Origin of the sequence: Bradyrhizobium sp. CCBAU 65884 (assembly GCF_028128835.1) — a bacterium.
GTDB lineage: Bacteria > Pseudomonadota > Alphaproteobacteria > Rhizobiales > Xanthobacteraceae > Bradyrhizobium > Bradyrhizobium ottawaense.
On sequence record NZ_LBJU01000133.1, the window covers coordinates 337,762 to 360,225 of the forward strand.

Annotated in this window: 25 protein-coding genes and 3 pseudogenes; 12 read left to right on the forward strand and 16 right to left on the reverse strand. The window is 61.8% G+C overall.

Features of this window, described 5'->3' with window-relative positions:
* Positions 1-71 precede the first annotated feature (71 nt).
* Positions 72-1,055, reverse strand: coding sequence for an ABC transporter substrate-binding protein (locus XI03_RS37895; protein WP_038947161.1), 984 nt, complete (start codon positions 1,053-1,055; stop codon positions 72-74).
* 168 nt (positions 1,056-1,223) lie between these two features.
* Between XI03_RS37895 and XI03_RS37900 the strand changes: the two genes are divergently transcribed.
* Positions 1,224-2,132 carry an NAD(P)-dependent oxidoreductase gene (locus XI03_RS37900; RefSeq protein WP_038947160.1) on the forward strand — a complete coding sequence of 303 codons (909 nt, stop codon included), beginning with the start codon at positions 1,224-1,226 and terminating at the stop codon, positions 2,130-2,132.
* Between the two features lie 25 nt (positions 2,133-2,157).
* On the opposite strand, the gene XI03_RS37905 is transcribed toward XI03_RS37900, so the two are convergent.
* The 6 genes and pseudogenes from XI03_RS37905 to XI03_RS37930 form a co-directional block, all read right to left on the reverse strand.
* Positions 2,158-2,721, reverse strand: a complete 564-nt coding sequence (locus XI03_RS37905; protein WP_271594978.1) for a flavin reductase family protein — start codon at positions 2,719-2,721, stop codon at positions 2,158-2,160.
* A gap of 9 nt (positions 2,722-2,730) precedes the next feature.
* Positions 2,731-3,936 (reverse strand): acyl-CoA dehydrogenase family protein, encoded by a 1,206-nt coding sequence (locus XI03_RS37910; RefSeq protein WP_028142602.1) that lies wholly within the window; start codon positions 3,934-3,936, stop codon positions 2,731-2,733.
* Positions 3,937-4,087: 151 nt separating this feature from the next.
* Positions 4,088-5,356, reverse strand: coding sequence for a CaiB/BaiF CoA transferase family protein (locus XI03_RS37915; protein ID WP_028142603.1), 1,269 nt, complete (start codon positions 5,354-5,356; stop codon positions 4,088-4,090).
* Positions 5,357-5,596: 240 nt separating this feature from the next.
* On the reverse strand, positions 5,597-6,025 hold the full coding sequence (locus XI03_RS37920) for a GNAT family N-acetyltransferase (RefSeq protein ID WP_271594979.1): 429 nt from the start codon (positions 6,023-6,025) through the stop codon (positions 5,597-5,599).
* A gap of 403 nt (positions 6,026-6,428) precedes the next feature.
* Positions 6,429-7,049 (reverse strand): annotated as a pseudogene (locus tag XI03_RS40370) (PBSX family phage terminase large subunit); the annotation flags it as partial.
* A 272-nt stretch (positions 7,050-7,321) separates the two neighbouring features.
* Positions 7,322-7,696 carry a M23 family metallopeptidase gene (locus XI03_RS37930; RefSeq protein WP_271594980.1) on the reverse strand — a complete coding sequence of 125 codons (375 nt, stop codon included), beginning with the start codon at positions 7,694-7,696 and terminating at the stop codon, positions 7,322-7,324.
* A 359-nt stretch (positions 7,697-8,055) separates the two neighbouring features.
* On the opposite strand from XI03_RS37930, the gene XI03_RS37935 reads away from it, so the two are divergent.
* Positions 8,056-9,033: a hypothetical protein gene (locus tag XI03_RS37935; RefSeq protein WP_271594981.1), complete on the forward strand. Its 978-nt coding sequence runs from the start codon at positions 8,056-8,058 to the stop codon at positions 9,031-9,033.
* Positions 9,034-9,178: 145 nt separating this feature from the next.
* Here XI03_RS37935 and XI03_RS37940 read toward each other — a convergent pair whose 3' ends face one another.
* On the reverse strand, positions 9,179-9,517 hold the full coding sequence (locus XI03_RS37940) for a hypothetical protein (RefSeq protein ID WP_038971978.1): 339 nt from the start codon (positions 9,515-9,517) through the stop codon (positions 9,179-9,181).
* A 561-nt stretch (positions 9,518-10,078) separates the two neighbouring features.
* On the opposite strand from XI03_RS37940, the gene XI03_RS37945 reads away from it, so the two are divergent.
* The 3 genes from XI03_RS37945 to XI03_RS37955 all read left to right on the forward strand — a co-directional run bounded on the left by XI03_RS37945 (position 10,079) and on the right by XI03_RS37955 (position 12,550).
* Positions 10,079-10,279, forward strand: a complete 201-nt coding sequence (locus XI03_RS37945) for a hypothetical protein (RefSeq protein ID WP_271594982.1) — start codon at positions 10,079-10,081, stop codon at positions 10,277-10,279.
* 149 nt (positions 10,280-10,428) lie between these two features.
* The gene (locus tag XI03_RS37950; protein ID WP_271594983.1) at positions 10,429-10,773 is read left to right on the forward strand and encodes a response regulator; all 345 of its coding nucleotides are present in this window, start codon (positions 10,429-10,431) and stop codon (positions 10,771-10,773) included.
* Positions 10,774-11,014: 241 nt separating this feature from the next.
* Entirely contained in the window at positions 11,015-12,550 is a 1,536-nt protein-coding gene (locus tag XI03_RS37955) for an FAD-dependent monooxygenase (protein ID WP_271594984.1), read from the forward strand.
* Between the two features lie 122 nt (positions 12,551-12,672).
* On the opposite strand, the gene XI03_RS37960 is transcribed toward XI03_RS37955, so the two are convergent.
* The gene (locus tag XI03_RS37960; RefSeq protein WP_271594985.1) at positions 12,673-13,425 is read right to left on the reverse strand and encodes a hypothetical protein; all 753 of its coding nucleotides are present in this window, start codon (positions 13,423-13,425) and stop codon (positions 12,673-12,675) included.
* Between the two features lie 413 nt (positions 13,426-13,838).
* Here XI03_RS37960 and XI03_RS37965 point away from each other — a divergent pair.
* A pseudogene (locus tag XI03_RS37965) lies at positions 13,839-14,083 on the forward strand (transposase); the annotation flags it as partial.
* A gap of 232 nt (positions 14,084-14,315) precedes the next feature.
* Here the strand turns inward: XI03_RS37965 and XI03_RS37970 are convergent.
* The 3 genes from XI03_RS37970 to XI03_RS37980 form a co-directional block, all read right to left on the reverse strand.
* Positions 14,316-15,953, reverse strand: coding sequence for an AHH domain-containing protein (locus XI03_RS37970; RefSeq protein WP_271594986.1), 1,638 nt, complete (start codon positions 15,951-15,953; stop codon positions 14,316-14,318).
* Between the two features lie 408 nt (positions 15,954-16,361).
* Positions 16,362-17,114 (reverse strand): imm11 family protein, encoded by a 753-nt coding sequence (locus XI03_RS37975; protein ID WP_271594987.1) that lies wholly within the window; start codon positions 17,112-17,114, stop codon positions 16,362-16,364.
* An 88-nt stretch (positions 17,115-17,202) separates the two neighbouring features.
* Complete coding sequence (locus tag XI03_RS37980) at positions 17,203-17,982, reverse strand: DUF4261 domain-containing protein (protein WP_271594988.1); 780 nt, start codon at positions 17,980-17,982, stop codon at positions 17,203-17,205.
* A gap of 170 nt (positions 17,983-18,152) precedes the next feature.
* Here XI03_RS37980 and XI03_RS37985 point away from each other — a divergent pair, with 170 nt between their 5' ends.
* The 3 genes from XI03_RS37985 (at position 18,153) to XI03_RS37995 (ending at position 19,365) form a co-directional block, all read left to right on the forward strand.
* The gene (locus XI03_RS37985) at positions 18,153-18,617 is read left to right on the forward strand and encodes a GNAT family N-acetyltransferase (protein WP_271594989.1); all 465 of its coding nucleotides are present in this window, start codon (positions 18,153-18,155) and stop codon (positions 18,615-18,617) included.
* A gap of 344 nt (positions 18,618-18,961) precedes the next feature.
* Positions 18,962-19,162 (forward strand): hypothetical protein, encoded by a 201-nt coding sequence (locus tag XI03_RS37990; protein WP_271594990.1) that lies wholly within the window; start codon positions 18,962-18,964, stop codon positions 19,160-19,162.
* On the forward strand, positions 19,159-19,365 hold the full coding sequence (locus XI03_RS37995; protein ID WP_271594991.1) for a hypothetical protein: 207 nt from the start codon (positions 19,159-19,161) through the stop codon (positions 19,363-19,365). The genes XI03_RS37990 and XI03_RS37995 overlap by 4 nt, the downstream gene beginning before the upstream one ends.
* On the opposite strand, the gene XI03_RS40630 is transcribed toward XI03_RS37995, so the two are convergent.
* The 3 genes from XI03_RS40630 to XI03_RS38010 all read right to left on the reverse strand — a co-directional run bounded on the left by XI03_RS40630 (position 19,359) and on the right by XI03_RS38010 (position 20,719).
* On the reverse strand, positions 19,359-19,823 hold the full coding sequence (locus tag XI03_RS40630; protein ID WP_442869794.1) for a DUF6894 family protein: 465 nt from the start codon (positions 19,821-19,823) through the stop codon (positions 19,359-19,361). The genes XI03_RS37995 and XI03_RS40630 overlap by 7 nt on opposite strands.
* Positions 19,810-20,058, reverse strand: coding sequence for a hypothetical protein (locus XI03_RS38005; RefSeq protein ID WP_028142619.1), 249 nt, complete (start codon positions 20,056-20,058; stop codon positions 19,810-19,812). The genes XI03_RS40630 and XI03_RS38005 overlap by 14 nt, the downstream gene beginning before the upstream one ends.
* A 433-nt stretch (positions 20,059-20,491) precedes the next feature.
* Complete coding sequence (locus XI03_RS38010) at positions 20,492-20,719, reverse strand: hypothetical protein (protein ID WP_028142620.1); 228 nt, start codon at positions 20,717-20,719, stop codon at positions 20,492-20,494.
* A gap of 126 nt (positions 20,720-20,845) precedes the next feature.
* Between XI03_RS38010 and XI03_RS38015 the strand changes: the two genes are divergently transcribed.
* Positions 20,846-21,040 carry a hypothetical protein gene (locus tag XI03_RS38015; RefSeq protein WP_152036334.1) on the forward strand — a complete coding sequence of 65 codons (195 nt, stop codon included), beginning with the start codon at positions 20,846-20,848 and terminating at the stop codon, positions 21,038-21,040.
* Between the two features lie 201 nt (positions 21,041-21,241).
* Here XI03_RS38015 and XI03_RS38020 read toward each other — a convergent pair whose 3' ends face one another.
* Complete coding sequence (locus tag XI03_RS38020) at positions 21,242-21,463, reverse strand: hypothetical protein (RefSeq protein ID WP_028142621.1); 222 nt, start codon at positions 21,461-21,463, stop codon at positions 21,242-21,244.
* Between the two features lie 421 nt (positions 21,464-21,884).
* On the opposite strand from XI03_RS38020, the gene XI03_RS38025 reads away from it, so the two are divergent.
* Positions 21,885-22,205: a hypothetical protein gene (locus tag XI03_RS38025; protein ID WP_028142622.1), complete on the forward strand. Its 321-nt coding sequence runs from the start codon at positions 21,885-21,887 to the stop codon at positions 22,203-22,205.
* Positions 22,206-22,230: 25 nt separating this feature from the next.
* Positions 22,231-22,464, forward strand: a pseudogene (locus XI03_RS38030) (hypothetical protein); the annotation flags it as partial.

Consider the following 22,464-nt stretch of genomic DNA (forward strand, 5'->3'; position numbering starts at 1 on the left):
TGCATCTTCTTCGTGCTTCGTCCCGGATCATCCAGGACGCCGCACGCTCCTCGTTAGGATCGTTCGCTCGCCTATTGCAGCGGCGCGACGATCGTCGGATGCTTGAACTGCGCGACATCCAGTTTCGGCAGCATTCCGGTCTCGGCGTAGATGTCCAGCATCTTCTGGATCGCCGGGAAGTTCGGCGCCGCACCTGGATCACGGCCGAAATCGTTGTCCTTGAGCAGGTATGTCTCGAGCACCGGGATGGGCGCCTTCAGCACCTCATTGACGACCTTGAGAGTCTCCTCGCGGTTCGCCAGCGCCTTCTTCATGCCCGAGGTGATATCGCGGACATAGGCCTTGACCAGTTCCGGGTTCTTGTCGACGAAATCGGCACGGCAAGCTTCCAGGATGTGCACGATGTTCGGCATGGCCTGGGACAGCGAGAAGAGCTTCCTTGTGCCGCCCTTTGCCTCTGCCCGCGCGGCGAACGGCTGGTTCATGTTGACCGCATCGACGCGGCCTTGACGCAGCGCATCCTCGGAGACGGCAAAGCCGACCTCGACCAGCTTGATATCCTTGGTTGGATCGACGCCATTCTGCTTCAGGAGCAGGTTGAACGGGCCTTGCGTGCCGCCGCCGATCACGGAAATGCCGACCGTCTTGCCCTTGAGATCAGCGATCGTCTTGATGGGCGAGTCATCCATGACAGCCCAATAGACCGAGAAGCCGCCGGGCTTCTCGAACACGTGCTGCGCCACGATGTAGGCTTTGAGATTGCCGCCGACCACACCATTGGCGAGGGACAGCGGCGCCTGCGTCGCGCAGTCCAGCGCGCCGGCTGCCAAGGCCTGCGTCATCGGTGCGGTGCCCTGGAATTGGGTCCATTCGATATTGTAGGTCTTGCCGAGATTGGGAAATTCAGCCGGGCGGCGCATCATCCAGTACTTTGATTCCTCGGCCGGGATCGTCCAACCGACGCGGATCGTCTGCTGCGCCCATGACGGGCTTGCCCCCGCGCTCACGGCGGCCGCCGCCCCCAAAGCCAGGATCCATTTCGAAACGGTTCGCATCGTGCCCACTCCGCTGCTCCGGCGCCGACCGGCGCCACCCAACCCCGACCGGGCTCAAATCTTTCATGGTTCAAACAATCAGGCAAGCCATGCGAGCCCGGCGGTTTTGCCGTCCGACGCGCAATGTATGGTAAAGCCACGTCGCGCTGCGGCAGAAGGAGGCAACCTATGGCTGATGCGAGCGAGGCAAACCCGCAAGGCGTCGAGAGGCTCGGCTATCTCGGCCTTGGCCTGATGGGAACGCCGATGACCCGACGCCTGCTCAAGGCCGGCTATCAGGTCACTGTCTGGAACCGTTCGGAGGGCAAGGTGGCTCCGCTCGCCGAGGCCGGAGCCGGGCGCGCAGCCACGCCTCGTGATCTCCTGACGAACGCCGATATCGCCTTCATGTGCGTGACGGATGCCGCGGCCGTCGAGGAGGTGATCTTCGGGCCTGACGGGCTCGCGGCAGCGCCCGGCGCAGGCAAGCTTGTCGTCGACTTCTCGTCGATACATCCCGACGCCGCCCGCGATCTGGCAAAGCGACTGAAAGCCGCCAATGGCGCCGGCTGGATCGATGCACCGGTTTCCGGCGGAACGAAGGGCGCCGAGGAAGGTACCCTTGCGATCATGGCCGGCGGAGAAGCAGACGAGATCGAGAGGGTACGCCCTTACGTGCTGGCCATGGCGCGCAGGTTCACCCACATGGGCCCGACCGGCGCCGGCCAGACCACGAAACTCTGCAATCAGGTGATCGTGGGATGCGCGATGGCCGTCCTCGCGGAAGCCACGCGCCTGGCCGTCAACGCCGGTATTGACGCCAATCGCCTGCCCGAAGCGCTCGCCGGCGGCTTTGCGGACTCGATCCCGCTCCAGCTTTTCGTGCCCAGAATGGTGCAAGGCATTCACTCGCCACCGCTCGGTCACATTGCCACGATGCTCAAGGATCTCGATACGGTCGCCGACGTCGCGCAGGCGACATCGACACCGGTGCCGATGGCCTCTCTTGCGGGACAACTTTTCAGGCTCGCGAAGGCCGCGCGCGGCGCGGAAGCGGACGCACTGGAGATTTACAAACTTTCAGCGGCAGAGCGCTAAGCCGTCGAGCGAGATCTGAAGCACGTCAAGGCGACGTCTTGCGCTCGTCATCTGCGAGGAATCGGCCGAACGTCCCCCGCGCGAAGAGCAGCGGCTCCTTCGCACCGTAGGTATAGGCCTCGACCGCGCCGAGAAAGATCACGTGGTCGCCGCCATAATAGCGATTCACGGAGCGGCATTGAAAGCTGGCGACGCTCTCCGCAAGCACCGGCGCTCCGCCGAGGCCCGGCGCCCAGTCCACACCTGTGAACTTGTCGTCAGACGACTTGGCGAATTTTGTCGCAAGCGCCTGCTGCGAAGCACCAAGCACGTTGACGGTGAAATGGCTGGCGTTCTGGAAGATGGTCAGACTGGAGGAATAGACGACCAGGCTCCACAGCACCAGCGGAGGGTTCAGCGAGACGGAGGCGAACGAATTACAAGTCAGCCCGTAGGGCTTGCCGTCAGGCGCTGCGGCCGTGATGATCGTCACGCCCGTTGCATAGGTTCCGAGCGCGTTGCGAAAGTCGCGAGGATCGATCGACGAGCTGTCGCTCGCGAACTCGTTGGCGGGATCGGGAGCGCCGGGCTGCTGCGGCAGATCATTCATCGGCCGGCCTCACAGCGTGAGATTTTCGGACGGCAGGCCCAGCGCCACCCGTCCATAGTTGGTCCCGGCCGCATCGAAGTTGAATGCGAGATGCGAGTTGATCGCGTGCGCATCGCGAAATTGCCGCTGCAACACGCCGGTCGTGAACAGACCGCGCGCGCCGCTCGCGGCAAACAGCATCGAGACCGCGTCCGTGCACAGGTTCACCGAAAAAGATCCGTCGCGCCGATAACGGGTCTTGGTCGCCATGCCGGGGATGTGACCAAGCCGCGCGTCCTCCATGGCATCGAGACACGCCGAGCGCATGATCAGGCGCGCGGCATCGATCTTCGCCGAGGCCTCCGCGATCTTGATCTGGGTGCTTTGAAAATCGCTCAATTTGGCCCGGTTGTAGGTTGAAATACGATGACGTGCGACCTCCGTATAATCGTCGAGGCACGCTTGCGCATTCCCCAGCGCGACACCGGAGAGGACGTATGGGAACAGCGAGAACACGGGCAGCGCATACAGCGGATTTGGATTGACCGTGCTTCCCGGCGTCGGGCCGCCTGAGAGGTCGCCGACGGCGACTGTCATATGGTCAGCCACGAAGACATCCCTGACCTCCACGTCGCAGGACCCGGTCCCGCGCAATCCCGCGACGTTCCATGTGTCCAGCACGTTGTAATCGCCTTTTGGCAGCAGGAAGATGCGATACTCGATGCCGTCGGCCTCGTCGTCGGAGTAGACCACGCTTGCAAGCATGTTCCATTCGCAGGAGGCAACCCCGGAGGAGAATGGCCAGCTGCCGCGCAGCTGATAACCGCCCTCGACCCGCGTGGCGCGTCCGGCGGGAAAAATGAATGAGGATGCGATCAGCGCATCCGGATCACGGCCCCAGACCAGATCCTGCGCCTTCTGCTCGAACATGCCGAGCATCCAGTGATGGCTCGCCAGATTGGCGAGATTCCAGGCCACCGACGCATCCGCCTGTCCGAGCAGCTCAGCGCAGTCGACAAGAGCGACATAGTCGAGCTCGGCGCCGCCGATCCGTGCCGGTTGAAGCATCCGGAACAGGCCGGCTTCATGGAGGTCCATCTCGGTTTCCGACGGGAGATGCCGCAGCTCCTCCGTCCGCACCGCCCGCTCTCGTAGTCGCGGCACGAGGGCCCGGGCCTTCGCGATCATCGCCGCATAGGCGCGTTCGCCGGCTTCCGGCCCGGTGGGCTGACCCATGCTCGGCTTTCGACCAGGCGCCATTCGCTTCCCTCACTTTGGCGTATTTATGCGGCCGGCCCCTTACCAAATCAAGCCAATGCAGCAGGCATCACGAAGCATCGATTCACATACCGCGCGACGCCTGTTGCCAGGGACTGACGGCTCCGGCTTAAACCGGAGTAGAGGGCTTGCCCGGGCCAAAGACGCCCTTCCGGGTAAACTCCGCGATCCGACGTTCGTCATAGCCGAGCATGCTGCGCAAGACGTCCTCGGTATGCTCACCTAACAGCGGGGCCGCAACGGGATCGATCGCGGCGGTCAGGCTCATGGTAATCGGCGGCTCGATGTTGGGCACCCATTCCGCTGTACGGTGCGGAATGCGGCTCAAGCGATGGCGCTCGCGAGCCTCTGGCGCATTGAACCCCTCCTCGACCGTCCGGAGATAGCCGACCGGAATATTGGCCAGCTTCATTTTCGCCATCCAGTTCTCGAGCGTATCGCTGGCAAAGACCTCCGCAATGGCTGCCCGCAAAAGCTCCTTGTTCTCGGAACGGGCCTTGCGCGAGGCAAACTGCGGATCGGTGATGAGATCAGGCCGGTTCAGCACCTCGACCACGAGCCGGCGATACAGCCGATCGTTGGCGCAGGCCATGTAGAGCGGCCCATCGGAGGCCTCATAGACGCCGACGGTGGGAGACCCGCTCGGCGAATTGCCGAACCGGCCGGGGTTTTCGCCATTGATGAGATACGCCATGCCGTAGAAGCCGGTCATCCCCATCGCAACGTCGAACAAGGCGACTTCGACATGCTGCCCGCGGCCAAGCCGGTCCCGGGCCAACAGCGCGAGCAGGATGGCGTTACAGGCAGACATCCCCGTCGCCATGTCCACGATCGGAGGGCCGGTACGAACCGCCGGACCGTCGGCAAATCCGTTGAGCGACATGAAGCCGCTCTCCGCCTGCGTGATGGGATCGAAGCCGGGGCGGGAGGCGAACGGTCCGGAGCGTCCGTAGGCGGAGATCGAGCAATAGACCAGCCGGGGATTGAGCGGGGCGACCGCGTCATAGTCGAGCCCGAACTTCTTCATGACCCCGCTCGAAAAATTCTCCACGACCACATCCGCCTTGCGGATCAGATCCAGCGCGATCTCGCGGGCCTCTGGCACGGCAAGGTCGAGCGCAATGCCGCGCTTGTTGCGGTTCAGGCTGAGATAGGCGGCGCTTTCGCCGCCAATTTCCGCATGCTCATAAGCGCGCGTGTCGTCGCCTCCGTCGGGATTTTCGATCTTGATGACCTGCGCGCCAAAATCGGCAAGCGTCTGCGTGCAGGCCGGGCCGGCGACGACACGCGTGAAATCGATGACCAGCAGACCGTCGAGCGCACTCGGCCCTTCCATCGCTCGCGACGAACGTTCCGGCAATTGAGGCTTGGTCGGCATCGATAGCGCTCCCTTACATCGGCTTATGGCCGCCGAATTTCCTGCAAGAGCAAACTTAAAGCCCGGCGCCGCCAACTTCGCAAGGGCCTCGCTCGCTTCGCTTGAAACGCAAAAACGGCCCGGCAGCGTCAAGCTGCCGGGCCGTCAGATATTTGAGCGTATGGAGGCTGCGCGCATCCTGCGCAGCAATTCTAGTCCGAGAAGGTCACGTTCCGCATCACGGGAAACCACTCCAATTGCTCAGCGCAGCCACTTTCGCCAATAAAGCGTATGCGACCAGGCCCAGGGCGATTCGGGCTCGTACAGCCGATAACCCGCATGGATGAAATTATTGGCAGATACGGGATTGTCCGTCGTATCGGAGACGATGCTGTCCCATCCCAGACGCCGCCCTCGCGCCTCGATCGCTCGCATCAGCCTGAGTTGAAGTCCCCGTCCCCAATGCCGCTGCAAGACGCCGACCCGACAAAAATATCCACTTCTTCGCGCATGCGTCGACGGCACGACGCCGGCGAAGGCAACCGCGTCATCATCGTGATAGGCGAGCCACCACGACCCCGATTCGAACTGCGGCACGGCCGCCCCACCGAAGAATGTCAGCCGGTGCAAATCGCCGAGAACCTCGGCAGTCTCATCATCGTCCGCATCGACGATACGAATTCTGTACATGGAATACCTATTGGCGGGGTAATCGGGAGTGCGCGACCTGCGACTCCGTAGCGGTCGAGGCTCACTTGCCCAGCACGACCTTGACACCGAGCCAGACCGCACCCATCAGCCCGGTCGCAATGACTGTGATCACCGCCTTGAAGGTGTAGCTCTGCGCTTGTTCCACGCTCATTCGCCAGCGCCGCAGGTGCTGGAAGTCAGCTCTGAGCTCGCTGCCCACCCACTGCACGATCCACATCGTGAAAGCATCCGCCGCAGCACCGGCTCCGCCGATGTCGATGAAGGCACGGAGCGGAAGCAGAGGATCGGCGGAGACTTTTCCGATCCGCCCCCCGGCACGCGCCTCCGACAGCAGCGAGGCGAAATAGGCGCCCTCGAAGGCGCGGGCATACTCGCCCTCCCAGATGTGGTCGTAGCGCTCGGGGTAGAGCTTTTGATCCAGCAACCGCTCCTCCCCGAGCACGTCCGGAAACCAGGGATTGTCGCGCCAGTTCGCCTTGACGACCATGGCTCCGTCGGGCTTGCGCCCGCGCAGAAAGTCGTCGATTGCATCGCTCTTGCGGCGCGGATTCCAGCTCGCCCAGAGTTCGGAGTCCTTGGCGCGGATCGTCGGCCGCAGCAGCGCGAGGCTGCGCGCGCTCAAGGATTGCGCCTCGTCGATCCAGGCGATGCGAAATCCCTCCAGAGATTTGATCGAGTCGGCCGTGTGATCCTGAAGCCCGCGGAAGATAATGAGCCCGTCGCCGGGCGTCTCGATCTTGTCGCTGAACAGCTTGAAGCCGTGGCCAAGGCGCAGGCTCGAGATCTTGCCTTCGATCAGACGCTTGGAAGATTGCGCCAGCGAACGCTGCGCCTCGCGAATGCAGACCGCGAGCGTGCCGCGCTCGGCCTGACAGGTCTCGACCAGGAGCTCGCCGAAGAAATGCGACTTTCCCGAGCCGCGTCCACCATAGACGCCCTTGTAGCGCGCAGGTTTCAGCAGCGGCTCGAAGATCTTGGCCGTCGGAATTTTCAGGATAGACAATGGATGCGCTCGCTCGCCCTAGGGCAGGCCGGTGCGCCTGCGCCACATCGCGGACCAGTCCTCGGTGTTTGGAGTTTCAGGTTGCCCTTGCTGAGTTTGATTGACACCAACAGGAACGCCGCCTCTGGAAAGCGAAGGCCAGGTTCCGTATCGTCCTTCGAAGTCGTTTTGTGCCGAAGACGGAAACGAAGCGCTGGGCGGAGTAGCGGGCACCGGTACGGGACCATTCGAGTTGAAGGCAGATCGACCCGATTTTCCGGCAGGCATCCTCCTCAAAACCCGCAGATCTTCGGGACGGGTCCCCGGCACCATATCCGCGTTTTGCAGATACCGCTGATACCCGGGAATGTAAGCCGGCGCGGGAATTGGATCGAACGGTCCCAGCGCATCGGCAAACGCACCGGGATCGAGAACATTACCTGCGGGATCCTTGATTTGATAATGGACGTGGTGCTGCCCTGGATTGCCTTCTTATCGAAAAGACCGGTATTGCCCATCATCCCGATCACCTGACCCGCTGCAACCACATCGCCGACCTTCACGTGCCGAGAGTTGGTATGCAGGATCTGGTGCCGCAAGCCGCTATTGTCTCTGATCGAAATCGTCCCCCACTGATCATCACCGGCGCGCTCAACGACGCCATTCACGGGAGACCGCAATTCCGGGTGGTTCGTGTTCAGCCGCGCCTCTTACCACCGACATAATTGAAATCGATGCCCCGTGCGGGTTACTTGATCCGCGGGGCCTGCCTGTCGCCGCGCCGTATGGACTCGTAACGTGAGGCGAGATGCCCTCGACAGGTTGAAGAAATACGTCGCATCATGTCGTCCCACATGTTGAAAATCCTTTTGAGAGCGCGAGAGCTTCACGCGAATTGACAAGCAGCTGTCCTCACCGTTTCGCTGGCGGGCGACGGCTTGCTCAACTCTCGCTGATTCACTAACTATTTCGCGCGCGGTGGCTTCGTGAAAGACATGCCGCATTCGCCGGGAATGAGGGGGCTTACGTGAACAGGGTTATTCGTCGCGCAATCGGCCAGCCTCTCTCCGCGGCTGCGCTGGTCGCTCTCGCACTTCCTGGCTTCGCGCAGGAACCGCCTGCTCCGACATTCGACAGATGGCGTCCCAAGGCCGGCGTCTACGCCGAACCCGGCAAGGATTTCCAGTCGAACTGCGATGACAGCGGCGGCCTTACGATCGATCTCGGCGAAAAGTCGGTCAGCGGTTACGAATGGGTCTGCTACGTCAAGAAAATCATCGATGTTGGCCCAGGCGCGCTGAAGGTTGACATGGCCTGCGACGATTACAATCTGGCGCAGAACCTTAACCCTCGCGACCCCAACTGGGAGAGCAGAAAATTCAACGAGATCATGTTCATCAAACGGCTCGATACGTCGGCGATCTCCGTCCAAAAGAGCCTGAATGGGAAGCTCAAGGATCCTCCCTGGCGTGCGGCCTACTGCCCTCTGAAGACTCAGCGCTCGCTCGCTGAGGCCGCGCTGAGAGCCAAGGAAGAGGCCAAGCAGAAGGCCGAGGAAGCCAAGCGGAAGGTCGAACTGGAGCTCACTCTCAAGAGCGCTCATCCGCAAGATGGCGTCTACGCCGCAGTGGGGGCCGACTTCGAGGAACGTTGCGCGAAATTCAGCGACACGGTCGTTGCGTTCGCCAGGAAGTCGATCGTCACGGCCTCGAACAAGTGCGAGATCTTCCGCACCCGGGTTCAGCTTCCCGACACGGTCCGGATCGGCGCCGACTGCACATTGCAGCCGGCGTCAGACAGGGACGCCGTCAGCGTACAGAATGTGGACACGACTCCGGAACGCGAGAACCTGATGTTCAAGAAGATCGACGACAAGACCGTCATCCTCTGGATCATCAACAACGGACACTTCACCGGCGATGGCCGACACCTGTCCTATTGCAGCGACCAGGTGCAGCGCGCCTATGCCGGGCAGCGCCGGACCCGCAAGCAGAGCAAGAACTAGGACCGTCGGTATTGGAGTGTTTAGGTCGGGCAAAGGGCACTTACGAACGACCAAGAATAAGCAAGGATGGCGTTCTCTCGGCCGCATTCTCCACCCCGGCACCAAACGAAGGTCGAGCGAACACCAGATCGAGATATTCGACATCTCAGGCCTTGGGACCGGCATCGCCCTCGACGGCGTCTTCCGGACGCACGATGACACGCTCGACCCGGTGGACCAATTCCGGCGCACCGTCTTCGCCAGTCTCGACCGGTTGTGCGGCCTTGCCCCAGCCGCGATCGAGAATGGCGTTGGCCGCCGAAAGGCGCACGGCCGGTGTCGCGTCATCGCTGCGCATGATGCCGACGAGAACCCTCAGGGCCGTCCTGGTGTGGCTGCGCGCCAGCGAGCGGATCTCGGTCAGGGTTCGCGCTCTCGACGTCTTCCTGGCCGCGGGCTTGGGGGACGGCTCGTTTGCAAGCTCGCATTCCATATCCTCGCTCACGACAACATCTCCCACAGTACGATTGCGACGAGGCCCGCGAGCGCGAGCGATATCAGATAAGCGGTCATCATCCCTCCCAGCGAAGAAAATGCGCGGCAGATCGCGCCAGGCGAGGCGCGATCGTTTCGGGCGCGAACCCTATCTCCGTGTCTTCCGGAGACCGCAGCGGCGCGGGCAACTGGCCCCAGCGCCGCGGGCCGGCACGTTCGCGCGTGCACGGCCGGCAATGGTACGGACGACGGCGCGCCGATCGGCGCTCCAGGTTTGACGAGTGCGTGGCCGCAATGCGCCGCCGCCGTCCGATCTCGAAAACCGAGACGAAAAAACCCGCGGCGGATGTGCTCCGCGCGGGTGAACCAAACTCGTCTCGATGATGTCACTATGCCGGTGTTTTGCCCGACGTGTCAAAGCTCGGTTGAAATGAAACAGCCCGCTGCGGATATTCTCCGCGCGGGCTGAACCAAACTTCTTTCGATGATGCCAACATACCCGTGTTTTGCCCGACGCGTCAAACGAACTTACCGGCCCGGCGAAAGTTAGCCGATCAGGAGGATCGGTGAGATGACATTTGAGATGACGTCACCAGAGACATCGCGAGAATTGCCCGGAGCCAAGCCGCGCATCGACAAGGAGCGCGAGCCGCAGGAGGCGATCATCGAAGACGCCGGCGAGGCAAAGCAGAGCGATCGCGATCTCGTGCACGGCGATGGCGGCACCATCGACATTCCCGCCAAACCGGGCGATTTGTCGAAGGACAATTAGGCGGACCGGCGCCCGGCGGGCGTTTCGATGATGCCGTTCTGCCGATGTTTTGCCCGAAGCCTCGACATCCGTTCACGCGGCCGGGCCTTTGCTGGAACTTATCCGGCGAGAGGCGCGTTGAATGCTTCGTCAGAAGGAATGTTCCTGCGATGAGCCACACTGTCCTGGTTGTTGACGACGATCCCGCCGTCCTCGACGTGATCGTGGGCATGCTGGAAGATCTCGGCTGCCAGGTGCTCAGCGCCCAAAGCGGCCCGGATGCACTCGGCCGGCTCGAGCAGAACCAGGACATCTCCATCCTCATCACCGATATCAACATGCCCGGCATGGATGGTCATGAACTGGCCGAGCTGGCCAAGCGCGTCCGCCCGGAGCTGAAGATGCTGCAATTGTCGGGTCGCGAGCCCCGGCGCGGCGGCCTTCCGATGATCAGGAAGCCGTTTTCGTTCGAGGAGCTCGCCGACATCATGCAGCGGACCGCCGGCGTCTGCTGACCGTCCGATCCCGCAAAACAAAACCCGCCGCAGATCGCTCCGCGCGGGCTGAACCAAACTCTTTCGATGATGCCATCATGCCGGTGTTTTGCCCGACGTGTCAACGCGGCGAACGCGGAAGAGGAAGCCCCTCCTCCCAACTCAATATGTGGTGCGCAACGGGCTTGCTTCAAGTCCCCGCCTCTGCCGTAGAACCCCCGACCCAGGAAACATCCAAAGCAACCTGCCGAGGGGTCACGACATGCCTGCATTGCTTCCGACGTCCCGTTCACGCCGTCAGCCCCAGGGAGCCGACGCGCGGAACCAGATGCCGCCCGACCATGCCGTGGTGATCGCCGGCGGCGGCCCGACCGGGCTGATGCTGGCTGCCGAGCTCGCGCTCGCAAAGGTCGATGTCGCCATCCTCGAGCGGCGCGCGAGCCAGGATCTCGTCGGCACGCGCGCCGGCGGGTTGCATGCCCGCAGCATCGAGATCCTCGATCAGCGCGGCGTTGCGGATCGCTTCCTGCGCGAGGGACAGATCGTCCAGCTCGCGGGCTTTGCCTGGACGCGGCTCGACATCAGCGATCTTCCCACCAGGCACGCTTACGGGCTGGCGCTGCGGCAGAGCCACATCGAGCGCATCCTGGCGGACTGGGTCGAAGAGCTCAAAGTGCCGATCTATCGCAATGTCGAGCTCACGGGCTTCGCACAGGACGAAACCGGCATCGACGTGACGCTCTCCGGTGGCGAGACCTTGCGCGCAGACTATCTCGTCGGCTGCGACGGCGGTCGCAGCCTGGTGCGCAAGGCCGCCGGCATCGATTTTGCCGGCACCTCACCGACACTCAGCAACCTCATGGCCGAGGTCGAGATGCGCGAGGCGCCGGCATGGGGCCTGCGTCATGATGCGCTCGGCTTTCACGGCCTCAGCAAGACCGAGAGCGGCCGCGTGCTGGTCGTCGTGACGGAAGCAACGCTCACGCGCACCGGCGAGCCCTCCTTGCACGATCTCAGCGATGCCCTCGTCGCGGTCTACGGCACCGATTTCGGTGTCAAGAATCCCGCCTGGATCTCCCGTTTCACCGATGCGGCACGGCAGGCCACGACCTATCGCAAGGGACGCGTGCTGCTCGCCGGCGATGCCGCGCATATCCATCACTCCGTCGGCGGGCAAGGCCTCAACATCGGCGTGCAGGACGCCGTCAATCTCGGCTGGAAGCTGGCGCAGGTGGTCCATCGCATCTCGCCGGACAGCCTGCTCGACAGCTACCACGCCGAGCGCCATCCCGTCGGCGCGCGCGTGCTCAAAAACACCATGGCGCAGATCGCCCTGCTCCGCCGCGGCGACGACGGCCTCAAGGCCGCGCGCGACACCGTCTCCGAACTGCTCGGCATGGACGCGCCGCGCAAACGTTTTGGCGCCATGATGAGCGGGCTCGACATCGCTTACGATCTCGGCGAAGGCCACGCGCTGGTGGGGCGGCGCATGCCGGATCTCGATCTGACGGTCGAAGGACGGAGGCTCAACCTGCTGACTCTGCTGCACGGGGCGCGCGGCGTGCTGCTCAATTTCGGCAAGCGAGGCGGCATCGACATCGGCCCCTGGAAGAACCGGATCGATGTCGTCGATACCCGCACCGATGGCGTATGGGAGCTTCCGGTCATCGGCCGGGTCGCCGCACCGGACGCAGTGCTGGTGCGGCCCGACGGGCACGTTGCCTGGGTGGGAGACGAGAGCCAGCGCGGGCTCGAGGAGGCATTGCTGCGGTGGTTCGGGCCGCCTGCGGCGGCGTAGCGCCCGTACTCCTGAATTGGGCGCCTGGTTCGGCGGCCCCTGATGTCCGCTCGTCTCTCCAGAGAAGCACAAACAGCGGACATCATCGAAGGTCGCCGATGGGCCAGTTGCGAGCACCCTCCTTACTCGCGCGGAACTGCAGCAGCTTGATCGACGAGATTGGTATTGGCCGCAAGTTTATGCGAGCGCGCAAAAACGATCCGAGACGTGGCAGGTATCTCGGCTTCGGCTCTACCGTCTTGGCCGATGAGGATCAATCCGGCGCCGCCATTTGCTACATTCAGAATAATCGGGTCCCCGCTCCAGGTCATGATCGGCTCCATTCCGATGATGAGGAACTCGCCCACGGGCTGGTCGAAATATTGGATGCGCAATTGTGGTCCGACCTCTGCCGGTGCGAGTTCAAGGCCGAGTTTTCGAGCCCGTGAGTAAAGGTCAGCTAACGTCACACTATCGCTCGTGAACCCAAGTTGCGTCGGGGAGACGAGTGCAAGCTCCATGTCTGTCTTCTGAGAAGCAGTAATAAAGGACGGTCGGGCAAGGATCTCGCCCGCTTGGCTGCCCACACTGCATCGCATGCTGTCCAGTGCATCGCGCAGCTTAAGTGAGTCGGCGAACGTGCCTATTGCAATTGTCTTCCATATCGCAATGTCACGCTCGGATTCAATAAGCCGTTGAGGCGCTTCGGACGCGCGTGTCTTGAATTTCAGCTGTCTCTCCAAAACATCGCGAGCTGCGCACTGGGTCTGCGCCGTACTGCTTGCGAGCTGAAGGATGCAAACTGAAAGGATTAAAACAACTAAGTAGTGGCACGCCGTGCTTCTGTTGTGGCGATTGACTGAAGTGCACTGGGTTATGCTTTTTGGAATGGACATGGCGGAATCACTTTTTCGATCAAGCTGACAGAAAAAGCCCGCCTCCGAGTCAAGGGGAAGAACGGAGGGAAATGACGTCCATGAACATTCCCCGGCCGCTTTTGAAATGCGTCCGGAGGCGGGGCCTATGGCTTCAAGAATTCCAATTTCCAAATTGCAGGCTGCAGTCCGTAAGCCTGATCAAGCCTGCCCATCAGACCTAAGGCACGATGTGAACGAAGCATAGCAATGTGGCTGCATCCGCTCAATATGCCAAAAGTCTGCTACGGGTCACTGGCGCCGCTTCGAAGGTCGGCCGGTTGCTTCCGGTCTACCCAACGAGCCGACAACGGAGGACGCCGCCTGAACCTCGCCTTCGGGCCAAAAGGCCAATTACTCCGGTGATAAGCGCAGGGATTCCGGCCAGGCATTATATGCGCCGGGCCGCTTTGTTCTACGAGTTCTCACTTGAGAAGCATATTCCCGCCGATCACCTGCTCAGGTCGATCGACAGGTTTGTCGACTTTCAAGAGATCAAGCGGGACCTGGCACCTTTCTACAGCAACATCGGATCGGTCGGCCTTCGATCGATCCGGAGCTGATGATCCGGATGCTGCTGATTGGTTACTGCTTCGGCATCCGGTCAGAGCGGCGCCTGTGCGATGAGGTTCACCTCAACGGAATCGGTCAGAAGCAGTAATGCTCTGGCCGACTAGAAGATTTCCGGTTGGCCCTCATGAACAGACACTCTTTAATGAATATACGGCCTACTGCTCAGCCAAAAGAAAGCCTGCGGCATCCCGCGGGCTCGATCCGAACTCTTCCGATGATGCTATTCTGCCGGTGTTTTGCCCGACGTGTCAAACGAACGATCCGACGGCATACTCGCCGCTCCGCAACCTTTACTCTGGTCAAAGCAACGGCCGTATCCACCGCGAAAACCACTCCTCAGCGTCACTATGCGGATTGCCTGGACCGTCCACTCCGAAGATCGGGGGTGGAATGACGTAGCTCGGCTCGTCGGCAAATAGACCGATTGGCTTGCTGGGTTGCGGTTGCGCGCTGCCAGTGGTCGGCACGGTCCAGTTGCCGAACCGCTCGTTGAATTGCGTGGAAGGCAGCAGATGCGGGACCGGCGCACTGCCGGACGTGAACACGCTGCCCGCGTTGGACTCATTGACGCGGGCGAGGCGCCGAACGTTTTCGGGCGCGACCGATCCGCCTGCAGGAGCGTCTGGTAATCTATCCACGTTTGCCGGCTCGGCAGGTGCAGTGCCGTCTGGCGTGCCGGCCCAGCTGCCAAAGCGATCTGCAAAAGTGCTAGCGCGAGTCTCTGGATCGATCGAGGAAGCTCCGCCTACCTGCCGCCCAAATGTCGATGAAGCCGAAGAGCCGCGGCCACTGGCCGCGCTGTCGACGTTAAGTCCATTGCCGATGATGTTGAGCGGCGGCGCTCCTGTCGAGAACACTCCTCCGCCAGGAGTAGCCGCGCCCATCGTGCCGCCGGAACTACTCTCCTGCGCGTTGGCAGTTCGCGTGACCGCCAAGATGCCTCCAATACCGAACAGCCAGGGGAGGATAGAAGGCGCCGCTAAGCCGAGGGCGGCCCCTCCGGCCAACAAAGGAAGAACATCACGCTCCGGAGATGCGCCTCCAGCCAACGGATTCTCGTAGTACGGATACGTCACTCCGGAGTGCGGATCGGACTGGAGCACAAGCGGATCTGATGGAGCGGCCGTTGTCGGAGGCAATTGACCGATCCGTTCATTGGGATCTAGCGTGGGAAACGGTGGCAGCGCACGTGTGAAGCGGGGATCACTTCGCGCAAACCCTTCCTGTTCGTTCAGACCGGCACGCGGAGGTGAGCTGTAGCCCGGCAGCGGCGGAAAGTCGCTCGGGTTGGCCGATGTTGAGCCGGGTACGCGAAAAGGGTCCGAAGAGGGATCCAACGCTTCGAACTTGGACCAATTCGTTCCGCGCAGGTCGCGATTGCGGGCCGTCACGTTGACATCAGGATTGCGAGCAATTGCCTCGTCTATCAACTTCTGCCGCTCCGGATGATCCAGGTAGAGCAACCATTTGATCAGATGATCCTGACCGGCGTCCGCTCCCCTTCGCTCGACATCTCTGATGGTCTTCAATTGATGCGGATATTGACCGAGGTAAGTCTTGGGATCCTTCAGAACTTTCTCGACCCCTTGGTTGACTTCCTCTTGTGTTTTGTCGATAGGCACATTGGTGTAGAGATGGCCGTTAAGGAATCCGACGCGCATCGCATCGATAAGAGTCTTGATCTCCGCAAGTCGTTTGTCTGAACTCTCGATCGTTGCGATCTCATCGAGCCTCTGACAAACGAGCTTGCCGTACGGCTCCACGTGTCTGCTTGGATGGGGCGACACCTCCAACTTTGCAGCGAGCTCCCGATTTGCCGGCAAATAGATTCGGTTTGCGGGCCCATCGATATCGAAAATCCTCTTGTCCATACCGCGAAACGCGTCGTGGTCTTCAAAGCGCTCTAAAATGATGTGGTGATCGAAAAAAATCGACATGCACCCTCACAAGGGGTTTCATTGAGTATGGGAGCTGGAAAATCGAGTGGATTAAGCGCGCAAGCACCGCCGCGGCGGGAACGCCCGCGCGTTCGTCGAACAGGGTTGCAATCTTCCTGAAGTGCTATGGCGTGCAGGCGAGCACTCGATCGGACCGCCTGCAATCGATGCCTACGGCGCGCGAATTGATTACCGGCCTGAAGGCGTGGGCTTTATTGGGCTTTATCTTATCGGGAAGGAGTATCGGAACGCCCCGTCGCTATCCGCGCGGGCGCCCCCTTGTCCGCTGGCAAAAATTGCCAAGCTACTGGTCATCGTTGCAGCCAGGGCCGGCCGGCAATTCTCGCCTGTCCAAGTATGAACTGCCGCCCACGAGCGAGCAGACTTCATCTCTCAGGATGGCGTGAATCAATACCGGCTTTTTGCGCGATCGCAAAACTGAATTCTCTTCAGGCCCGCCGACTTGCAAGCGTCCTTGAACTCTTGATCGCATATGACGGTTGCATCTTTGTAGGCCATGCGGAAAATGTGCGCGTTACCGATCGAGGCCTCTCTGAAGACCAGTTTGTAGCCGGGAATGTGCGCGTAATATTTCTGACCGTGGTCTAGATAGTGAACATCGTCCCGGACACCGATACGCAAACAGGACGCCGATTCGTCCAGCGCATCGAGGACGCGAGCAACATCGCAGAGCCAATAGTCCGCCCCTTGATAGCGACCTTGCGGTACTCGCACGTCGCACGGCACAAACACAAAAGCCTCCGGATCAATCCGCTCGAAGACAGCCTTGGTTCGATCCGAAATGAGCCACCAATGAAAGCAGCGCTCCAGGTCATAGGGCAGACTGCCCTTCGATTTATTAAACATGTAGGGCACGGGCGGCGTAGAAGCGGGCAGACGATATACTCCGTGGGGGGGAAGGACGCTCTCGTCCGCAACCCAAAAGCCCGGTCGCCCTCCGTTAAAATCGGGACCCATTTCGTAGAAGCGGCGTTTTCGCGCTCTGGACCGCTTTGCAGCAGAAATTGCTTTATCGTCACTCATGACTTGAACCCATTGAAAAGCGTGCCCGCAATGACGCGCGGCGGAGACCACGATCGACTGCTCAACAAAAAAGCCCGCGGCTTCCCGCGAGCTGTCGGACTCTTCCGATGATGCCATTCTGCATGTGTTTTGCCCGACGTGTCAAACCTTCGGTCTCGGGCAACGAATCTGGCGGCAAGTACCGATGGTAAGTCGCTCATCGACATCAGTGCTTGAACTCATCCACACAGTAAAACACCGGCAGCCCGCCAAACGCGTCGGAATTCCTGTGACGCACCTGGATCCGTTCGCTCGCACTTGCGCCGATCGTGTCGCCGTCCTTCACCACGCTGCCATGCTCGATCAGATACACGGCAAGCCCAGCCACCTTGTCGAACAACGCCGAAAGCGTGAGCTTGCCGGTCACGAACTCGATCTCACGACCGACGAAGGCGGACAGTCCCATCGTGACCGCGGCGATCTTCGCGCCTGTCCGGAACGGAAGAATGTCGACCCATAGCCTAAAGGGGTAATTAGGATATGGTGCGAATGAATCGCGAGACGTTTCGCGCCAGAGATCGGCAGGCCGCGCGACCCGGCCCGCCCAGACCACGCCGCAACACTCAGGCATCGTCGCAATCAACGCACCGATGACAGCGGTCGTGATGCGCGCGGCGACCAGCGGCTGGTCGCTCTTGCCGAGCATCGATACGATCACATGACCTCGATGCCGGAGGGCCACCGCCTTGCTCTCCGGCCATGTCGTGGCGGCGCGCGCCCAAAGTCCCTCGTCGTCCGGGATGGGCGCCGGCATCGACATGACGGCGACGAGCTCGTTGCCGCAGCGAATGAGCGGCGAGTCTGCTTGAGCCTGCTGAGCACGCCCGTCGTCCATCGTCTCCGTTGCCAACTCCGGATGTCGGGCGTGAAGGACCTTTGCAACCGCTGACATGTCCGGCGTCACCGGATTATCCAATAAGACCAAAGCGAGAAGGGAGCTACTCATCGACGACCCGCGGAAATTTTTGGACGAGATGCGATCCTCTGCCTAGCTCGCCCAACAGTTGAAGTATTTTGAAGTCTAGAACAAAACGGGAACGTTGTCAACCAGCGCTTCTGTGCTTCATATTGTGCGGGCGCAATCCGAGTGCCGACATAGCTCCCAAACGGTCCCCCATGTTCTCAATCCACCCCGACGATCTCACCTCCGAACCGACCCGCCGCCTGCTCGCGCTGCATCTCGCCGGCATGCATGCGAGCTCGCCGCCGGGCCATGTGTTCGCGCTCGACCTGTCGGGGCTGCAGGTGCCCGGGGTCACCGTGTGGTCGGTGCGCGAGGGCGACGACGTCGTCGGCATCGGCGCGCTGAAGGAGCTGGGCGACGGCAGCGCCGAGGTGAAGTCGATGCGGACCCACCCCGATCATCTGCGCCGCGGCGTCGCGGCGCTGCTGCTCGACCATATCGTGCGCGAGGCGAAGGCGCGCGGGCTGACCCGGCTGAGCCTGGAGACCGGAAGCGGCCCGGCGTTCGAGCCGGCGCTGGCGCTGTACCGCAAGCGCGGCTTCGTCAACGGCGAGGCGTTCGCCGATTACCAGGCCAGCGCCTTCAACCAATTCCTGCACCTTGCGCTTCGCGCCTGAGCCCGCGCACGGACGCCACGCCGCAACGCATCAGCCGGCTCCTGCTCCTTCGGAGGCGCTTCTTGAGACAAAGCCTTGAAACAAGCTGAGGTGGTGTCTTGAAAACGACCCCGAGGGTCGGCTTTGGTGCAAAAGTGAACTTGGGTCTGGTGTCGCGCTCAAAATGAGTAAGTGGCTCAAGGGGCTGAATTTGCACCCGAAAATTTAATTTGCGGGCATACCAAATGATACAGACTCTGCGCCGCCGGCGGCGTAGGGTTCATCCATCACCGCACGGTACGTGGCATTTATCGGTGATGAGAACGCCGGTCGCGCTCCCGCCTCCTCGTACAGGGAGAAGCATCATGCTGACGCGGCGTCGTTTCAAACAGACCAAGACTCTCACCGAAAGACTCGCCGACGAAGCCAAGCGGTGTCGCGAGGAAGCGCGCGCGCTCTCGCCGGGGCGCCGCCGCGAAATGCTGCTGCGCCGGGCCCGGCAGGACGAAACGGCCATGCAGATCGAGGCCTGGCTGCGCTCCCCCGGCCTGAGGGCACCGACATGATGCAGCAATATCGCGCTTATCTGATCGGCGAGAACGGCGTCTTCCGCTCCGCCGAAGCGTTCGAAGCCCCGTCGGATTCCTCCGCCCTCAGCTTGGCGCGCCAGTTCACCCGCCACGGCAAGGTCGAGGTGTGGCAGCTCGGCCGCAAGATCGCCGTGCTGGATCCGGAGGAGTCGCCGCCGCGATCATTGACGCGTCAATGATCGCCTGATTGCGATCGCGATGCCGGAGTCTCGATCTCGAACCAGAATGTCAGTTGCATGACGGGACCGCCGGCGTCGCGAACGTCGATCGCCATCGTCTGCCGGCCGCCCGTGGACGGCGCCGAGAGGACCGCATCGCGTGCCATGTCGGCAAGCGACTTGGCGGCCTCGGCCCGAACGGCGCGCGGACTGGCCAGTTCCAGCCCTTCCTCGTCGAGGGCAATTCCCTTGTCGTCGCGAAGGTCGAAGTAGTAACGCGGCATTGTTGCATCCTTTGCCGTATTAGGCCCGAGAACGGCAAAGGTTTCCAATAAGACGAAAATTCGCTGGGGATCAACGGGTTCCGGGAACACCGTCCAAGGAACGCTGCCAAGGGAAGCTGGCAAGGGAAGCTGGCAAGGATCGATCCGGCAGGACACGGAATATGCCTGCTTGCGCAGCGCCCTACTCTTCCGCAAGCTTGTGCTCGATATAGGCATCCACCGTCTCGGCGAACGAGCGCTGCACGCCGACCGCCACATCGTGCTGGTCGAGTGCGTCGCGCTGGAGCACGCGCAGGCCGCGGCCGCGGGCGCTGAGCGGCGCCGTGTTCAAATACTGATCGATGGCGCCTTTGGCGAGCGGGATGGACTTGGGATCGCCCCTGGCGATCAGGAGCCTGAGCAGGCTCTGGCATTCGGCCAAACCTGGCATGGGTTCAGCCTCTCACCTTTGCTGCGATTTCGGCTTCGGCCGCTTCACCGGCTGGGTGTGGGTGCCGAACAGCGCCAGCAGGAACGCGACTTCTTCCTTCGAACCGATCTGGATCATGATTGTCTCTCCTCTTCGCTCCGTTGGTCGGCACGAGCGGGCGCGGAGTTCAGGACGATCTGGTTTCAGCAATGTTTCAGCCGTGTTTCGTCGGGGGCTCTCGGAGAGCGGTTCATATACAATCAGCCCGCGCGGATCGCTCCACGCGGGCTTTGCTTGACGCTTGCGCAACTTCACTCGCAAGAGGGGCCGTGGGCGCGCCAGGCACCCTCGGCATCAAGGTTCAGTGCATGTGGCCAATCAGATAAACGCCGCCACCGATCACGATCACGGCGGGGACGGCCCAAAGCAGAAGTACAGGCATCTGTCCTTCTCCTCAGTTCGACGTGCAGACCTTGACGGTCTTCATGCCGGCCTCGGCTTCAGTCCTGGTCTTGTACACGGTGTCGCCGCTGACGACGGTGGTTTCCGTGCTCGTCGGCTTCGCTTCGGTGATCGTGCACTTCTTGGTCTTGACGTCCTGCACCACGTAGAACGACTGCGCGAACGCGGGAGCCGCAAATGACGTCAACAGGGCAGCGGCAATGATGGTCTTGATGTTCATCGTGTCCTCCTCCAGCAGTCCGGTCATCCGGATCTGTCTTCTTCAAACCTACAAAATTACCACTTGTTCCCGAATTCGTCTGAACCAAGTCCCGCAGGCTGCGTTGACGCGGAAACGGAGGCTTCGATGCTGGATGTGAGACTTGTGACGACCTCGCTGGCCATGCTGGTCGCACTGCTGTCCGTGGCTTCGGCCGAGCCTGCCAGGGAGCAAGCCCGGCCCGCTGGTCAAGGCACCACTGAAGCGCGTCCGATCCGCGTCATCCTTCCCGCGCCTTGGGAGCCCGCCAGGACGCAAGCCGACGCACCATCGTCGAAGTGACGCGGCCGCTTTCCCAATGACTTCCGCGTGCCGTTGTTCGGCACGCGCGACGAGCCTGCGACAACGCGATGCTCGACCGTCTCGGAAGCAACCCTCGACAACTTCCAGCCGTCCGCGGACGGCACGGTCATCTCCTATCTTGCGCAGGGCGGCGTCGTGAGTGGATCCTGAGCTTCGACGCATCCGGGTAGATCGCCTCGCTCACATGCGGGCCTTCGAACCAGCCGTTTTCAACGGCTTGCGCCTCTGAATGACAAGCCGCAAGGCGATGCCGTGCTGCCAGGCACGCACCCTCACCGCCGCTTCGCTTCGATCGAGCTCGCTCGCAATCTCGTCCGGCCGCCGGCCTGCTGCGGCCAATGCCTTCAATCGCTCGTGGTCTTGCGCCGTCCATTTCTTCAACAGCGGGTAGCGGGATTGCATGATGGGAGCTGTCTCGCCTGTTCAATGATTCCGGCGACAATGGACCGGCGCAGTTGAAGTTCCGAAATCGAAAAACCAGCCGAGCAGCACGGGAGCGACCCCAGGCACCTCCGGGGCTGGACGTGGGGAGCGAAAATGCCGGGGCCGCCAGCGCGCCAACTCAACGCGCGCGCTCCGGCCATCATCCGCCCCTCGCGCCTTCGTGCCGTATCAATTGATGCGTCGGCTGGAATAAATCTGCCAACGGCATCCGCAAGGCGCGCATAAACGGGACAAACCGGCAGACGTTCCTAAACTGGTTCGATGCACCCGCGCGTTTTGGCGCGAGACAGGCTGCGGCACTCGGCAGCTTCAAACGTAAGCAACCAATTCGAATCTCACTTGTTGTCGCCGGCACATTCACCTGCTGGAGGACAAAAAAATGCGACGTCTCACTCTACTTGCCACGACCATGTTGCTGCTCGGAGCGGTACCCGCTGGCGCGCAGCCACAGCCTGCCCAGAGCGGGCCGGGCAACAACGCCGTCAACAGCTCGGACCAGAACAACTCGAACAAGCCGGTCGCCGGCCGCAACAGCTTCACCGAGGGACAGGCAAAATCGAAGATCGAAGAAGCGGGATATTCCAACGTCTCCGGCCTGCAAAAGGACAACGAGGGCGTCTGGCGCGGCAAGGCCGACAAGGCCGGCACCAAAACCGACGTCAGCCTGGACTTCCAGGGCAACGTGAACCCCACCAAGTAACAAGCAATCGCCAGGAGACCTCACAATGACCGTCACCATCTCACGTCTTTACGACAATTACTCCGATGCCGAACGCGCCGTGACCCGGCTCGAAGGCGCCGGCGTGGCGCATTCCGATATCAGCATCGTCGCCAACAATTCGGACAATTGGTACGGCTCGCGGTCCGGTAAGGTCGACCGCGATCGCGACGGCGTCGACGATCGCGCTGAAGGCGCCGGGACCGGAGCCGGCATCGGCGCCGGCCTCGGCGGCGCGGCG